The organism is Spiroplasma sp. SV19 (genome assembly GCF_030060925.1).
In the GTDB taxonomy this organism is placed as follows: Bacteria; Bacillota_I; Bacilli_A; order Mycoplasmatales; family Mycoplasmataceae; genus Spiroplasma.
On sequence record NZ_CP045455.1, the window covers coordinates 730,375 to 747,092 of the forward strand.

17 protein-coding genes and 1 pseudogene are annotated in these 16,718 nt (G+C 28.1%); 2 read left to right on the forward strand and 16 right to left on the reverse strand.

Annotated elements, in window-relative coordinates:
- Positions 1–3: 3 nt before the first annotated feature.
- The 10 genes and pseudogenes from nusG to E7Y35_RS03595 all read right to left on the reverse strand — a co-directional run bounded on the left by nusG (position 4) and on the right by E7Y35_RS03595 (position 9,501).
- Positions 4–648 carry a transcription termination/antitermination protein NusG gene (gene nusG, locus E7Y35_RS03545; protein WP_283271613.1) on the reverse strand — a complete coding sequence of 215 codons (645 nt, stop codon included), beginning with the start codon at positions 646–648 and terminating at the stop codon, positions 4–6.
- A gap of 34 nt (positions 649–682) precedes the next feature.
- A complete protein-coding gene (gene secE, locus E7Y35_RS03550; RefSeq protein WP_283271614.1) occupies positions 683–1,129 on the reverse strand; it encodes a preprotein translocase subunit SecE in 447 nt (148 codons plus the stop codon).
- 9 nt (positions 1,130–1,138) lie between these two features.
- Complete coding sequence (rpmG, locus tag E7Y35_RS03555) at positions 1,139–1,288, reverse strand: 50S ribosomal protein L33 (protein WP_071890193.1); 150 nt, start codon at positions 1,286–1,288, stop codon at positions 1,139–1,141.
- 54 nt (positions 1,289–1,342) lie between these two features.
- Positions 1,343–1,921 carry an RNA polymerase subunit sigma gene (locus E7Y35_RS03560; protein WP_283271615.1) on the reverse strand — a complete coding sequence of 193 codons (579 nt, stop codon included), beginning with the start codon at positions 1,919–1,921 and terminating at the stop codon, positions 1,343–1,345.
- A gap of 19 nt (positions 1,922–1,940) precedes the next feature.
- Positions 1,941–2,675 carry a 23S rRNA (guanosine(2251)-2'-O)-methyltransferase RlmB gene (gene rlmB, locus E7Y35_RS03565; RefSeq protein WP_283271616.1) on the reverse strand — a complete coding sequence of 245 codons (735 nt, stop codon included), beginning with the start codon at positions 2,673–2,675 and terminating at the stop codon, positions 1,941–1,943.
- 61 nt (positions 2,676–2,736) lie between these two features.
- Positions 2,737–4,050 (reverse strand): annotated as a pseudogene (gene trmFO, locus E7Y35_RS03575) (methylenetetrahydrofolate--tRNA-(uracil(54)-C(5))-methyltransferase (FADH(2)-oxidizing) TrmFO).
- Between the two features lie 4 nt (positions 4,051–4,054).
- Positions 4,055–5,395, reverse strand: a complete 1,341-nt coding sequence (gene cysS / locus E7Y35_RS03580) for a cysteine--tRNA ligase (RefSeq protein ID WP_283271617.1) — start codon at positions 5,393–5,395, stop codon at positions 4,055–4,057.
- A gap of 11 nt (positions 5,396–5,406) precedes the next feature.
- Positions 5,407–7,290 carry a tRNA uridine-5-carboxymethylaminomethyl(34) synthesis enzyme MnmG gene (mnmG, locus tag E7Y35_RS03585; protein ID WP_349306607.1) on the reverse strand — a complete coding sequence of 628 codons (1,884 nt, stop codon included), beginning with the start codon at positions 7,288–7,290 and terminating at the stop codon, positions 5,407–5,409.
- A gap of 20 nt (positions 7,291–7,310) precedes the next feature.
- Complete coding sequence (metG, locus tag E7Y35_RS03590; protein ID WP_502957518.1) at positions 7,311–8,924, reverse strand: methionine--tRNA ligase; 1,614 nt, start codon at positions 8,922–8,924, stop codon at positions 7,311–7,313.
- Between the two features lie 121 nt (positions 8,925–9,045).
- A complete protein-coding gene (locus tag E7Y35_RS03595; protein ID WP_283271620.1) occupies positions 9,046–9,501 on the reverse strand; it encodes a hypothetical protein in 456 nt (151 codons plus the stop codon).
- A 222-nt stretch (positions 9,502–9,723) separates the two neighbouring features.
- Between E7Y35_RS03595 and E7Y35_RS03600 the strand changes: the two genes are divergently transcribed.
- Positions 9,724–10,092 carry a hypothetical protein gene (locus E7Y35_RS03600; RefSeq protein WP_283271621.1) on the forward strand — a complete coding sequence of 123 codons (369 nt, stop codon included), beginning with the start codon at positions 9,724–9,726 and terminating at the stop codon, positions 10,090–10,092.
- 329 nt (positions 10,093–10,421) lie between these two features.
- Here E7Y35_RS03600 and E7Y35_RS03605 read toward each other — a convergent pair whose 3' ends face one another.
- Positions 10,422–10,853, reverse strand: coding sequence for a hypothetical protein (locus tag E7Y35_RS03605; RefSeq protein WP_283271622.1), 432 nt, complete (start codon positions 10,851–10,853; stop codon positions 10,422–10,424).
- A 175-nt stretch (positions 10,854–11,028) separates the two neighbouring features.
- Entirely contained in the window at positions 11,029–11,703 is a 675-nt protein-coding gene (locus tag E7Y35_RS03610) for a DDE-type integrase/transposase/recombinase (protein ID WP_283271623.1), read from the reverse strand.
- A 313-nt stretch (positions 11,704–12,016) separates the two neighbouring features.
- On the opposite strand from E7Y35_RS03610, the gene E7Y35_RS03615 reads away from it, so the two are divergent.
- Complete coding sequence (locus E7Y35_RS03615; RefSeq protein WP_283271624.1) at positions 12,017–12,397, forward strand: hypothetical protein; 381 nt, start codon at positions 12,017–12,019, stop codon at positions 12,395–12,397.
- Positions 12,398–12,786: 389 nt separating this feature from the next.
- On the opposite strand, the gene gap is transcribed toward E7Y35_RS03615, so the two are convergent.
- From gap to E7Y35_RS03635, 4 genes are all read right to left on the reverse strand, one after another.
- Positions 12,787–13,785 (reverse strand): type I glyceraldehyde-3-phosphate dehydrogenase, encoded by a 999-nt coding sequence (gap, locus tag E7Y35_RS03620; protein WP_283271625.1) that lies wholly within the window; start codon positions 13,783–13,785, stop codon positions 12,787–12,789.
- 134 nt (positions 13,786–13,919) lie between these two features.
- Positions 13,920–14,552 carry a hypothetical protein gene (locus tag E7Y35_RS03625; protein ID WP_283271626.1) on the reverse strand — a complete coding sequence of 211 codons (633 nt, stop codon included), beginning with the start codon at positions 14,550–14,552 and terminating at the stop codon, positions 13,920–13,922.
- Positions 14,530–15,441: an ATP-binding protein gene (locus E7Y35_RS03630; RefSeq protein ID WP_283271627.1), complete on the reverse strand. Its 912-nt coding sequence runs from the start codon at positions 15,439–15,441 to the stop codon at positions 14,530–14,532. Before E7Y35_RS03630 ends, E7Y35_RS03625 begins: the two co-directional genes overlap by 23 nt.
- 25 nt (positions 15,442–15,466) lie before the next feature.
- Positions 15,467–16,708 carry a DnaD domain protein gene (locus E7Y35_RS03635; protein WP_283271628.1) on the reverse strand — a complete coding sequence of 414 codons (1,242 nt, stop codon included), beginning with the start codon at positions 16,706–16,708 and terminating at the stop codon, positions 15,467–15,469.
- Positions 16,709–16,718 lie beyond the last annotated feature (10 nt).

Consider the following 16,718-nt stretch of genomic DNA (forward strand, 5'->3'; position numbering starts at 1 on the left):
TTCTTAACCAAGTTTTTCACATTGGTCAAAATCAACTTCAGTAGGTGTTAAACGACCAAACATTTCTAAGTTTACCGTTGCAATTCCTTTTGAAGTATCAATTTTTGTTACTTGGCCTTCCATTTCAACAAAAGTTCCTGATAGAATACGAACATAATCATTAACTTCAAAGTTAGCAACAAATACTTTTTTAACTTTTTTTCCTTGTTGTGCTGTTGCTTTTTTAGTTGCTAGTGATTTTGAAAGCATTGTTTTTGCTTCTTGATCAGTTAAAGGAAACGGTTTTGTTCCCCGTCCTGATGATCCAATAAATCCAGTAACACCAGTTGTATTTCGCACAATATATCAAGCTTCATCATTCATAATCATATTAATAAAGATATATCCTGGATAAACATTTTTTTCTGTTACCCTTGTTTTTTTGGCTGGTACCGTCTCTTTTACTACTCTAATATCAAAAACAACATCTTTCATATTTAATGATTCTACCCGTTGAATTAAATCATCATGGACACGATCTTCGTGACCAGAATAACAATTAATTACATATCATTTGCCCGGATATTTCGTAACATCTTCTAAATCTTTACTATTGTCTAATTTATCATTATTTGTCTCTAGTTCTGTTGTTGTGTTCTGTTCTGTCATTATTTTGCTCCTTTAATTCTTACCTATCATATTATTATATAATGCGTGCAACAGTTAGTAAATGGTTTAAAACTAAATCCAATACTAAGTAAAAGATCGCAAAAGCAATAATAAATAAAATTGTTATTAAAAACTTGCGTCCTAAACTGCCCTTACTTGTCCAACGAATTCTTGTTACTTCCTTGGCCATTTTTACGGGAAACTCACGAAATGCTAATTTTCAATTTGTTTTTTTACTTTTATCTGAATGTTTACGCTTAAAAAGGCCTTTTTTAATTGGCTCACCATTTTCATCAATTTCTGGTGCTGTAATTTCTTTTTTTGTTCCAACTTGGATTGGCGCTGTTTTATTTGCTTTTTTCTGAAAAATTAGCGCCGCTTTTTCATTTTTCTGTTGCATTTTTAACACTTTTTTTTCTTCTTTTGTTAAAGTTGGTTTAATTTCTTTTTTTGTATTGTTTTCTTTCGCTTTTTTAGCCATTGCGAACACCTACCTTGTTTCCTTATGTTTCGTATGCTTGTTACATGTTTTACAAAACTTATTTATTTCTAACCGCTCTTTTTGTGTCATTTTATTCTTAAATGTTGAATAATTCCGATTTAAACATTCCGAGCATACTAATATGATCTTTTCGCGCATAATATTCACCATATTTAATTATAGTATATTAATAAAAATATTGATATAGTTAATTTAATTATTTTTGTAAAAATCCTTGGTTTTTTGCATAATTCGTTGCATTGCATTATCAACTTGCCGATAGTCTAAAGCTAAAAGTTGATGAATATTATAAATATTTTCTCCAGCATATCATAAACGAAAAACTTCTTTTTCTAATGGTGATAACCGTTGATAAAATAGTTTAATGACTTGTTTTCGTTCATCAAATCGAGCAAGTCTTGTTGAAAAATATTCCTCATTGTTTGTGATATTATCATTTGTTAATTTAACATAATAATTTAAAACTCGATTTTTCATGTTTAAGCACTGTCGAATTTGTTTATGAATATCCCAGGTATAACGTTGAAAAATAAAATCTTTTAATTTTTTTCGTGATTGGGGATTATACATCTTTGCACTTTCTAATACTGAAAAATACTTTAAACTTTCTAAATCTGATAATTCAATTGGTAAGGCAAAATACTTATAAAAAGTTCGCCGCTTCACTTCTTCTAGAAAAGGGGCATATAATTTATACAAACTAATTACTGCTTTATTATTATGACCCTCTTGAAATAAATAGAGTAGTTCATATTCATTAATAAGAATCAATTCCTTTCTAATGTCTGTTTTATTGTTGAAGCATTTTAATGTGATAAATTAAAATCGCACTAGCAACTGATACATTTAAAGAATCCAAATGGCCCGTTGTTGGAATATAAAGATTAAAATCAGAATGTTTTAGTAACTTAGGGCTAATCCCAGCTCCTTCGTTCCCAACGATTAAACAAACTGGTGTATCATATCGCAATTCATTAACCTTTTGTGCTTTTGCGGTTAAACTTGTCGCATAAATTCAAAAACCTTGCTTTTTTAAATATTCCACAGCATTTGTCAAATTATTAACCCGACAAACAGGAACATAATTAAAAGCTCCCGCCGAAGTTTTTGCCACAGTAGCATTAATATCAACTTGTCGTTTGTCTAAAATAATAACACCATCAACATTAAACATATCACAAGTTCGGAGAATGGCCCCAAAATTATGAGGATCAGAAATTTGGTCAAGGACTAATAAAAATGGATGGCTCTTTTGCAAGGCTTGTGTTGTTATTGTTTCAAGTAAATAATTTTGTGGTTTTAAAATCTCTAACACTAAGTTTTGATGCTTATTTGTTTTTACTAATGCTGTCATTTTATCAACAGAACAAAAAGCAACCTTAAGCTGGCGATCTTGTGCTAACTTTAAATAATAATCATTATTTTTACTTTTTTCTAATAAATATAATTTATTAATCTTCATCGTTGGGTTTAATAAAGATTCAACAACTGGATTAATTCCGTAAATGTATATATATTCTTGCATATTATTTTCCTTTTCCGATATTATTATCCATAACCAATATTAATAAATTACTTTACCAATATTATAGTTCAATTTGATAGTTTTTAATAGTTTCTTTTAAAGCTTGCATTGCCCGCTGATAAATTGCCAAATTTTTTGCTGACTTATTTGGAAATTTTGGCGCTAATGTTGGTATAATCCCTATGTTTGCTTTCATTGGTTTTAAGTCTTTTTGTTGCGGATTAGTTACATAATTAATTAATGATCCTAACACAGTTTCTGATGGTAATTTAATTAAGGGTAAATCCATCATATATTGATAAACATTCAGCGCACATAATAATCCGGAGGCTGCAGATTCTAAATAGCCTTCAACTCCAATAATTTGACCAGCAAAAAAGATGTTACTATTTTATTTAAATTGTAAATATTGGTTTAAAACCTTTGGGGCGTTAAGATAATTATTTTTATGTAAAACACCATAACGGACAATGTCAACATCAGTTAAACCGGGAATAAATTGTTTAATAATTCGTTTTTGTTCTGGCCATGTTAAATTTGTTTGTCAACCAACCAAATTATATAGACTATCAATGACATTATCTTGCCGTAATTGCACTACTGCAAATGGTTTTTCGCCAGTTTGATTTAAGAGATTGTTACTACTCATTGGACCATTTAACAAAATTTTACGAGATGTCTGCGCCATAACCTCAATTGGTTGACAACCTTTAAAATATTTTTCAAATGCCGGAATAATAACTCGTTTTGCATTAACCAGTTCCGTCACTAATTGTTCAAATTCTTGTTCTGTTAAAGGACAAATAATATAATCTTTTTGATCAGAATGTCGCGCACCATAATATGCTTTAGTAAAATCAATTCCTGCTTTTGTAATAATTGGAGCCGAACCATCATAATAGTACAACGCTTTGTTTCCAATCAACTTTTTTAATTCTGTTTCAAAATTTGAACTAATTAATGGTCCCGCTGCAATAATAGTAATTTGTTGTGGATTAATTGTAACAAATTCATCATAAATAACTGTAATATTTGGGTGGTTCAATAATGCTCTTGTAACTTTTTCAGAAAACAACGCGCGATCAACACTCAGAGCATCATCTCCCGGTACTTGTACTTCATATGCTGTTTTTAAAATTAAGGAATCCAATATTTTTAATTCCTCTTTTAAAATGCCAATCGCATTTTCTTTGGACATACTACGAAAAGAATTAGAACAAACTAATTCCGCAAAAGTATCTAGTTTTTGAACCAAATTCTTTTGTTTGCCCTTTCCTTCATATAGGTTAACTTTTAATCCCCGTTTTGCTAATTGATACGCAATTTCTGAACCAGCTAAACCAGCCCCAACAATATTAATTTCTTTTGTTTTCATCGCTTTAAAGAATGTCTTTTTCTAATAAAACTTTGCGAAGTTCATCAGCTTTCACGAAATCTTTACTATCCTTCGACTTAATTCATTCTAATAAATATTGACGAATTTCACTACTAATAACTGGTAATTGAAAATTGAAATTCATAATATTAAAAATAATATTATAAAAATCACTAGCTAATTGTAGATCTAACATTTTATTACGTAATTGCGTATTAATCATTTTTATCATTTGACTAATAATTGTTAAAACATTAGGACTATTTAAATTATTGGTTAACTCAGCAAGAACTTTTTTGACATATTCACCATGATTTGCTAAATTATAACTTAAATCATATTCTGCTAAAAATAAATTAATTGCTTTTAAAACTTTTAAAATTTTCTCGGTTTCATTTTGAACAACACCAATAATAGTATCAGTTACATTTAAGGGTTGAGTATAATTAGTTGCATATAATAAGTATCGTAATGTATTAGCACCATATGATTTAATAAAATCACGCACTAAAATACTATTATCTAATGACTTACTCATTTTTTCATTAGCAACATTTAAATGTCCATTATGCATTCAAATTTTGCTAATTTCTTTGCCATGATTTTTAGCAAAAAATTGAATTCGCTCATTCTCATGGTGAGGAAAAACCAAATCAATTCCACCGGCATGAATATCAATTGTTTGATGATTAAAAAATTTGTCAATTAAAACAGCACATTCAGTATGTCATCCTGGGCGACCCATATACTTTTGACCATTAATATTATCAAATGGAAATGAAAGTCCTACCGAAGTATTTTTTCACAAAGCAAAATCATATTGACTATGTTTATTTGCATCATGTTCAATCCGAGCATTAACTGCTAATTCTGCTAATTTCTTATTCGCTAAACAGCCATAAACTCCTTGATATTTTGCAATATTAAAATAAACATTACCGTTAATTTCATATGCTGCACCAATTTGAATTAAGGCTTGAATAAAACTAACAATATCATTAATATGGTCAGTAACCCGCACTCGTCTTGTTGGTTTTTTAACATTTAAATTAGTAACATCTTCTTCAAAGGCTTGAATATAAAATTCGGCAATTTCTTGCTCTGTTTTATTTTCCGCAGCAGCTTTATTAATGATTTTATCATCAATATCCGTATAATTTTGCACATAGTTAACTTCAATGCCTTGAAATTGTAAAAAACTAACTAATAAATCAACACTAATAATCGCACGAGCATTCCCAATATGAATATAATTGTAAACTGTTGGCCCACATGCATAAATATTAACTTTTTTTGTTTGACCATAATTTGTAAAATCACGAGTCAAAGTATTATATAATTTCATACTTCACCCTCTTATCTATTTGATTCAAATTCCATTTTTTTTAAATGAAATAAAAGCATTTGAATATCAGCGGGATTAATTCCCGAAATCCGATTTGCTTGTCCAATTGAAATAGGACGAATCTTTTTAAATTTCTCTCGTGCCTCGAGTGCTAAATTATCAACTAAATCATAGTTTAAATTGACAGGAATTAATTTATTTTCTAATTTAATTGTTTTTAAAGCAATTTCTTGTTCCTTTTTAATATATCCTTCAAAACGAATATTAATTAACAAATTTTGTTTTAAAAATGATTTTAAGTTTTTTAAAGGTAATAACTCTTCTTCTAAATATTTTAACTCAATATTTGGTCGTTTTAATAAATTATATCCCGAAATTCGTTCAGTAATATTAACAATCCCCAATGAAGATAACTTTTGAATAATTGGTGACTTTGCAGTAAAATAAGTATCTTTTAATAACTGGATTACTTCATTATAACTTTTTACATTTGCTTGATACTCACTTCAACTTTGATTATCAATTAACCCAAACTGGTGCGCATAATTTTTTAAGCGTTCTTCCGCGTTATCATTGCGTAACAATAATCGATATTCTGCGCGAGAAGTTAATAACCGATAAGGTTCTTCGGTTCCCTTTGTAATTAAATCATCAATTAAAACACCAATATATGCTTGATCACGACGCAAAATAAATGGTTCTTCGTTATTAATACTTAATACTGCATTAATTCCAGCCATTAAGCCTTGACAAGCAGCTTCCTCATAACCACTTGTGCCGTTAATTTGCCCAGCAGTATATAAATTTTTAACTCTCTTTGTTTCTAAAGTATGCATCAATTGCGTTGGGACAATTGCATCATATTCAATAGCATATGCTCATTTTAGAACCTCAACCTTTTCAAAACCAGGCAATGAGCGCAGCATTTTATCTTGAACATCAATTGGCATTGATGTTGAAAATCCTTGCACATAAATGGTATTTAAACTTTTTGATTCTGGTTCTAAAAAAATTTGATGACGAGGCTTATCGGCAAAACGAACAATCTTATCTTCAAAACTAGGACAATAACGTGGTCCCGTCCCTTTGACATTCCCCGAATACATTGCTGATAAAGATAAATGCTCTTGCACAATAGCATGCGTTGTTGGCGTTGAATGAATTAATCAACATAATTCTTGCTCTTGTAATGGGGTAAAATCTTTTGTAGCATAAGAAAATGCTAATTTCATATCAGTTCCTGGTTCTGACTGGGCTTTGGTATAATCAATTGAAGTATTAAGTACCCGCGCTGGAGTTCCCGTTTTTAACCGAAATAATTCAAATCCTAAATGTTTCAATTGGGTTGATAATCCCGCTGTTGTAATATCGCCATCAGGCCCTTGTACTTTTTTCTCTTTACCTTGTAGAACTAGTGATTGCATATATGTTCCTGTTGTCAAAATAACTTTTTTCGCAAAAAATTGTGTTTGATCTTTTAGAACAACACCATAACAAGCACCATTATCATCAACTAATAAACTTTGGACTGCTCCTTCATATAATTCTAAATTAACTTGGTTTTCAATAACTGTTTGCATATACTTTGAATATTTAATTTTATCTGATTGTGCTCGTAACGCTCATACTGCTGGTCCCCGCGAAGAATTTAATAGTTTCATTTGTAAAGCAGTTGCATCAGCAGCCTTTGCCATTTCACCACCAATAGCATCAATCTCACGGACAACAATTCCTTTTGCTGGACCACCAATTGAGGGATTACATGGCATTAAAGCAATTTTATCTTTATGTAAAGTAATTAACAATGTTTTTTTGTGCATTCTAGCAGCAACTAAACTTGCTTCAACACCAGCATGTCCAGCCCCAATAACGATTACATCGTATTCTTTCATTAAGATCCCTCCTTTAAATTATTTTATTGCTCTAATTCTGTTTTAATTCGTTCCAATTCTTGTTCAACATTTAAACGCTCAAATAAATTGGCTTTTTTCTCTATCTTTTTATTATATATCATTTCTTGATTTAAAATTGTTGAAAATGTTAAATTTTGTAAATCAATATTAAAGTAATCTGCAATTTTCTGGGCATGATCAATTAATATTGGTTGTAACAAAAAGGCACTAACAATAATAACATAAGCTAATGTTGCTAATGTTGTATGTAATTGTTCTGTCGCTTGATTTTTTTCTAATTCTCATGGTTTAGTTTCTTCAATATATTTATTTGCTTTATTACATAATTCTAAAACAATACTTAATGCTTTTGAAATTTGATAATCATTCATTGCCACTTGATAATTTTTAATTGCCAAAAGGCAACTATCAATTAAATCATTTTTTAATGGATCTTGTGATAAAAGTTGCCCATTAAAATATTTACTAATCATATTGCTTACCCGTGATACTAAGTTTCCAATATTATTTACCAAATGGGTATTATATGATTCTAAAAACATTTCATAAGAAAACTTTCCATCATTATCAGTTGGAATTTCATATCCTAAATAAAATCTTAAAACATCACGACCATATTGAGCAATTAAATATACGGGATCAACAACATTACCAATTGATTTGCTCATTTTTGTATCTTTGAACAAAATTCAACCATGTGATAAAAGTTTGTTTGGTTGACGTAAGCCCAAACTTTCTAACATACTTGGTCAATAAATTGTGTGGAACCGCGCAATTTCTTTTCCTAACAATTGCAGAATTTCAACATCCGCGTTATTTCAAAATTTATTAAATAATGTTTCATCTTCTGATAAATAACCCAATGCCGTTAAATAATTAGATAATGCATCAATTCAAACATAAATAATATGTTTATTATTTTCTAATGTTTTAATCCCCCATGAAAAAGTTGTTCTTGTTACTGACAAATCAGTTAAGCCTGGTAAAATAAAATTATTTAACATTTCATTTTTTCTAGCTTCTGGTTCAATAAAACCAGGATGATCATTGTAATAATTAATTAAAAACTGACTATATTTTGAAACCTTAAAAAAATAAGTCTCTTCTTTAACTTTCTTTGGTTTGTTTCCACAAACTAAACATTGCTGGGTTATTTTATCTAATTGTGATTCTGTTAAAAATTCTTCACAACTAACACAATATAATCCCTCATATGTCCCTAAATAAATATCACCTTTATTATATAATTTACTAAAAATCTTTTGTACTCCATCCTCATGAGCCTTATCTGTTGTACGAATAAATTTTGAATACTCAATTCCTAACTTATCTCATAATAGCTTAAAATTATTAACAATCATTGTTGTAAATTGATACGGTGTCACTCCCGCTTCTTTAGCTTTTTTTTCAATCTTTTCACCGTGTTCATCACTACCTGTTAAAAAAAAGGTTTCATAACCATCTAACTTCTTATAACGGTTCAAAATATCCGCTAAAGTTGTTGTATAAGCATGACCAATATGTAACTGGGCACTTGGATAATAAATTGGGGTTGTAACATAAAATAGTTTCTTGTTTTGGCTCATAATATCCCTCTCATTTTTATAATTGCTAATATAAATTATATCGCATTTTCTGCTGGAAAATAAGGTTCTTTGCTTTGATTCTTAACTTTTAAGCAATTATATTCCAAATAAAAAATAGTTATCATGATAACTATTTTTGATTGTCAGTAGTTTATCTTGTTACTTCAGTTAACTTACGAGATGAAATACTCCGCAAACCTTCTGCTAATAATTCTGTCATTTGATACGCAATATAAATAAAATCAATATCATCAATGCGATTACCATAATTTGCCTTTAATGTTTTTACTGCTTGTTTGTATAATTTATCATGGTAAACTTTGACATCTAATTTTTCTTTAAAATAACTGAAAGATAATGTTTTAGCATTCGACAATAAAGAATCAATTCGTAATGATAATGTTTTGTAAGTATCAGCTAATGCTAATTCCAATCGATATGTAAAATCTTCTTCAGTAACAACACGTCCACTATTTCGATATCAAATTACATTATCATATAACAATTGAATCGGATTTGTTGAATCACGAATTTTTTCAATATTTAAAACCAATTTTAATTGGTCTCGAATATTATTAAAGTGCTTTTCTAAAATAGGATTCTTCATTTTAATAATCTCCTTTAATCCTTAAGTCACTTAACACCACTGGTATAAATCCACAAAGGGTATCATTATTCAGTTTTATTAATTATAAGATTGTTTCTTATATATAATTATCATAACATAAGAAATATGGCATTTGTCCAGATATTTTAGGTAAATAAAAATATATTAAAAAAGCAATAGAAATTGCTTTTTATGATTAGGAAGATGGGAGAAATTTGAATAATGAAAAATAATACATTAATTAATGAATTCTTAACTTTATTTCCAGACAGTAAAACATACTATCAATATATTTTTAATAGAAAATTTGATAACTTAAAAAAATGTTTAAAATATCATAAAAATTTTAAATACTATTTTATTGAAAAACAAAAACGATATGATTGTCAATATTGTGGAAATTCTATATATCCTACTATACAAACATCAGTTAGAAGAATAATTTATTTTTATATTAATTTTGATATTATTAATATTAACAATATTAAACAAATTTGTTTAAAATTTAATGGTAATATTTTGATTAAAAATGAATATGAAAAAATAATCCACCAAATGAGTTCTATAGTAATAATTTTAAAGTTAAAATAGATATTCAAATTGAAAATAAAAATACAGAATATGTATATCTTATATCCAATTTAAATAGTGGTCATACAGAATATAATAGTATTTTTAAAATTAATGAAAAAAATAAAAAAGATAATAAGAGATAATATTATCTTTTTTTATGTAATATATCTACCTACAATATCTGGACAAATGCCATTATATTTAAATAAACTAATTATTAGTTTTTTTCAATTTTTTTACACTAACTTTACCTAAATAAAAGGATAAATATTAAAATTGTTTATTTACCCCAACAAAAGCAGTTTCTGAATTAACTTCAAAAACAACTGTTTTACATCCTTTTGTTTTTAAGCTCCGTAACGCAAAGCTCTAACTTTAGCAACAAAACCAAATGTTCCTGAGATTTTATCACCTTTTGTATGTACTGTAAAATTAACTGGTCTTGCATAACTGTAATCACCTGGTTCTGCATCATTTGTGATCCAATAATCACGTCCTTCGCTAATAGATGGTGTTACTCCTGGCACTGCTTCAATTGCGTCTGTAACACACTTATTGATATAAGCGTCTTTATTAAGTTGATCTAGTTCTTTTTTTGTCATCTTAGTAGGATCATTAAAGAAACCAAAAGTTATTGGATCTTCAAGTCCACTAACTTTTGCCCCCGAAACATCAACTGGAGCTCCTACTGCACTTTTTTCTTTGTCATATGCAAATAATCTTGCTGTTCTAGTTGGTGTTATTCGTGACATTCCTAAAATAAATACAAATTTATTCATTTTTTTGTCTCCTCTCTAAAAAACTTATAAAGTGCAAATAATTATCATTTCCACGTCTTTTCTTTTTTAATTTTATCATAATTTTAGCATTTGCCCAAATATTGTAGGTTATGAGGCATCAAAAATTTAGGACTGATGTGGAACCTTGTTTCGGACACTTTATTAGATAATAACTTTATATTCTTAATCGTTCAAGATTATATCAATTAAAATATAAATTTGTTTGATATTTAAATTCATCAAACGTATATTCTGATTTGTCTAATACTTCTTTTTTATAAATATTTCATAATGATTCAATATGAGGATTATCTTTAGACCTTCCTATTCACGACATACTAATTTGACATCCTGCATATTTTAACATCCTATTATATTGATAACCCTTAAATTCTGTTCCATTATCACTATGTATAATTAATTCTTTTAAGATATTTTCAGTTAAATTATGATTAATCGCATTGAAAAATGCAGCTTCAACTAGTTGAAAGCCTCTCATTTGATTAACAGCTCAACCTACAGCCTTTTTTGTGAAAATATCCTTAAATGTGCACAAATAATAAATATTATTATCATAATGTTTTTCAGTAATATCAACAACTCATACTTGATTTGGATATCTTGTTCTGAAAGGATACTTAAATAAACGCTCATATTTTCCTTTTAAATATTCTTTTGGACCATTTTGTTTTCTTTTAATTGGTTCATTAATAGGTTTTAAATCAGCAATTTTTAAATATCTTCTTACTTTTTTAACTGAGCACTTCATTCCTATTGAATTTAAATATAATGTAATTCGTTTTGCATCATATGTTTGTCTACCTATTTGATAATATACATTCCTAATCATTTGATAAAACGAATAATCTATTTTTTGAACACTATTTGGTTTTCCTTTATTTACTCAATCATAGTAGGCACTTTTAGCTAAATTTAATAAATGGTATGTTTTTCTAATTGATTTATATTTTGGTAAATATTGAGATGAACTTATACCAAAAGAAAGATTTAATAGTCTTTTAGAAAAAGCAATAAATATTGAAGAAAAAAAGATAATAAGAAATAATATTATCTTTTTACTTAATATATCTAACAAAAATAATTTAATATTAAAATTAAATTAGAATACTCAAAAAGTTATTCTTTTTAGAAAGGAAAATAGTATGGATTTAAAAGAATGAATATTGTTAATAACAAGTATAACAAGTGTCTTAGGTATAGTTAATATTGTATATTTACGATGAATTAAACCTTGAAAAAATAAACTTGAAAGAAAAATATTAAAAATGAATAAAATGAAATATGCTTCTCCATCAAATATGTCACATAAAGAATACGAGAATTTTCAATATAAATTATTATTTAATGGCGATGAAGTGAATGAATCTATTGACAAAAGTATTAAATATATTTATCAATTAATTGTTGGAAATGATACTCCTAATAAATTTGAACAAAAAATAATTAAAATGCATATAAAACAATTATATTTTTTTACAGTCTGATATAGAAAAAATATTTATCTCTATATCAAACTAAAATAATTGATTTAGATGGGAAAAAATATCAATTAGGTTGAGAAATAATAAAAAGTAAAGAAGAGAATGAAGAGAATAATTTTATAAGTTTAAGATGTTGTATTTGAAAAATAAAAGATAATAACCCTTTAGAGCTTTTCCATATATATTGATCCTATTAAAATGACAATATTTCAGCCAAAAGAAACATTACTAGAGCATTGACATAATATTTTAGATATTATAAATAATTTAAAAGAAGAAAAAATTAAAGAATTACTTACTACTAGAAGAACAATATAATTTACTCTTTTTAATATATTTTTATCTACCTATAATATCTGGACAAATGCCAGAAATATCTTTTTTTAACAAAATAAAAAACACTAAAAAACTTTAGTGTCTCTTACTTTTAATTAAACTGTTGCAAAGTATAATAATGTTCGTACCATTTGTGATACATATGACATTTCATTATCATATCATGCATATACTTTAACTAATTGTTTTCCATCAACTTCAATAATTTTAGTTAATGTTGCATCAAAGATTGAACCATGTGATTCCCCAATAATATCTGATGAAACAATTGGTTGTGTATTATAACCAAAAGTTTCTGATGCAGCTGATTTCATTGCACCATTAATTTCATCAACTGTTGTAATTTTTTTCAATTCAACTGCCAAGTCAACGATTGATCCTGTAATTGTTGGGACACGTAATGCCATTCCATCAAATTTACCTTTTAATTGTGGTAATACTAACGCTACGGCTGCGGCTGCTCCAGTTTTAGTTGGAACAATATTAGAAAAGGCAGCACGTGCTCTTCTTAAATCATCATGAGCTAAATCTAATAAACGTTGGTCATTTGTAACAGCATGAACAGTTGTCATATATCCTTTTTCAATTCCAAATTTTTCATCTAAAACCTTAGCCATTGGTGCTAAACAGTTTGTTGTACAACTTGCCCCTGAAATAACAGTATCATCTTTAGTGATATCTTTATGGTTAACATTATAAACAATTGTTTTAACATCTGTTCCTTTTGCTGGCGCTGAAATTAAAACTTTTTTTGCTCCTGCCGTAATATGTTGTGAAGCTCCTGCTTTATCAGCAAAGCGCCCCGTTGACTCAACAACAACATCTACCCCTAATTTTCCTCATGGTAAAGCGGTTGGATCTTTTTCTGCACAAACAACTACTTTCTTTCCATCAACAATAATAGCATTTTCTTCTGAAGAAATTTTTCCTCGCATTCATCCCCCTTGGGCTGAATCAAGTTCTAATAATGTTGCTAATGTTTTTGCATCTGTTAAATCATTAATTGCGACAATTTCAACACCTTTTTCCTCAAATAATTTTCTAAATGCTAAACGGCCGATACGTCCGAATCCGTTAATTGCAATTTTTGTCATCTACTTGTTCTCCTCTACTTACTTTAATAACTTAGTCTGCAATAAAACATTGCATACTTACTCATATTTTACAACCTTACCCCTTAATTTGCAAGAAATTTAGAAAATATCCAAATAAAGCGAGGTCAAAATACTTAGAAATCTTCGTTGTGAAGCAAAAAGTCACTTTGTTCATCAGTTACTTCTTCAAATAACAACGGATCACCATATAAATCTAACGCAATGGCCTCAAAAGCTAACATAGAATTTGCTTGTTTTAGTTTGTCAAATTCTTTCATATCCATGGCGTAATATTCTGCCATTTCCGTTAGTTCTTGCTCTACTTCTGTTCGTGGCTTATGTTTTAACAAACTAAAAGAAGCTTCTAAACTACGATAGGCCGAATCATCTTTTGCTGTTGCCCCATGAACAAGTAAATATTCTGCAAGAACTTTTTGCTTTTGCTCTTTTAAAATATTAAATTTTTCTAATGGTAAATAATGTTTATCAATAAAAGCTTCTTTGTCTTGTTGTCATTCATTTAAAAATAAAATTCGATGTAAGTCACATTCAAAACATTCAAATTTAAATTTATCATCAGGATCTGGTTTATCATAATTAAACCAATAATTTTTAATTAAATATTCCTTTTTGTTTTTTGTTATTACTTTAATTCCAACTTGTGGTTGATACTGATACTTTTGCACATCTAAATATAAAATATCTTGCACATTATTGTCTTGATCATATCCTTTAAAAAAATATTTATGTAGTTCGTACTTCGACATAGTCATCATCACTTCTCCTACTATTTCCAATTAATTCCAATTCAGTTGCCAATCCGCGAATCCGATCAACAATTCGCAACGCTTTCACTTTATTAATCTCTTTATCACTAATTTCATTTTTAACATTTGCATAAATTGTTGTTAATGCAGTTGTTGTAAAATTAGAAGAAAAAAAAGTTGGTAACTGCCGACTAATCCGATCATTAAGAATTCGAAATAATAAATCATCACGAACTCATGGTGAAACTGTTTCTCCCCCAATGTCATCTAAAAATAAAACATCAGCGCGCAATAAATCATAAACCAAAGAAGATTCGTTACTAAAAGTATTAAATGATTCTTTTACGCGGTTAATTAAATTAATTACTGAAATAAAAGCAACTTTTCGATTATTGTTTGCTAATACATTAGCTAATCTAATTAATAAATAAGTTTTCCCAACCCCCGGCTCACCATAAATGTACAATCCTTTTTGGCGTTGCCCCTTGACAAACTTAACCATTTCGCCAATAATATGATGCATATTATTAAAATTTTCATCTTTCTTAATATCACTTAAGCGCAGCTTTAATAACTCATCACTAAAATCATAATAAAGATAATTATTTTTAACTTTATTTATTTCATTCAACGCTACCATATGGTTACACTCAATTCGCGTTAAGAATAACTTATTATCTTCCTTTTTAAAATAATATTTATAGCCTTTAAATTGTTGCTGACATAATGATAAATCTGGCGCTGATTCACAACGATGATAACTATTCAAATATTCTTCAAAGAGCAAACTAAACTTTTCATAATCATTGACATCAAAAGTAATTGTTTGCAAATTAAGCATTAACTCTTCATTATTCTTAATTTGTTCTAACAAATTTAGTTTTACCATTCCTGCGCCTCCTTTTAAAATTATATTACAAGTTTTTTAAATCATCTAATAATTGGTTAAGATCAACTTTTTCTTCCTTTTGTTCTTGCCGCTTTTGTTCATAAAGCTTATTATATTCTAACATTGCCATATTATTTTTCACTGTTGTTTCTTTTAATTTATAAGTATTGCTTTTAATTGTTTCTTTTGCAATTTTATTTTTTTGTGTTTTCGCATAGGCGCTTCGCAAATGTCTCATCGCTTTATCGACTGTATCAATTTGTAATTGATTAAAAGTATTGGCAATTTTTTCACAATACTTTCTTTCAATTCGATGAGAATTTTTAAACCAAACATATTCAATTAAACAATTTACAACACCTGGTTTTAACGAATAATTAATAATTAAATCACGAATTAAATCAACTTCCATGGGGGTTGGTTTTGTGTTTTCTCGTAGTAAAGTTAAATATTCAATTGGATCAATTGAAGTCATTTCATTAATCTTTGCTTCCAACATGCTTGTTGGCTTTGCCACATTTTCCTCATTAACAATTAAATTTAATTGATCTCCTGTAATTTGTTTTTGCAGAATTGTTTTTTGATGAAAGTCAGATAATAATTGTTGAAATTTTTCATAATTAAAAATCCGTTTTTGTTCAATTAATTCAATACTCTTATAAATAAAAATAGCAAGATTATTTGTTAAAACATGATAATAATTTGCTAATTGAATAATTTTTTCACGATACGGTAAATACAATTTATGATTGGCATTTTTAGTTGCTAAGTACTTGTCAATGTAAACAAAATCTAAATTAACATTAGTAATCTTTAATTGTGGAGATGTTTCATTAACAGGAAGAGAATAACACTCTTCAATAAACTTGGCTCTAATAATTGTAAAAGATTTTTCCCCCACAGCATTTAATAAGTAATCGCTTAAAACCTTATTTTCAAAAAAAGCAATACCCGACACTGGTAATTGCGGTTTTAAAATATGGTGCTTCCCTTTTTCACGTTTCAACACTTTTAAAAGACCAATTATTTCTAATTTATTTTTTGCTGTTAAAAACTCTTCGTATGTCATTTGTAATAGTAATAAAAGATGGTCTAATTGATATTTAATATTTAATTCTAAAATAAAATCTTGCGCGGTAAAAGCAATATATAACATATGTGCTTTATCACCAATAAGAGGACGATATAAACATAAAAGGAGCATACGTTCATCATCTGATAATTGGTTTTCTTGCTTTATTAAATATGTAGCCTCTTTTTCCAACATTTTTTCACAT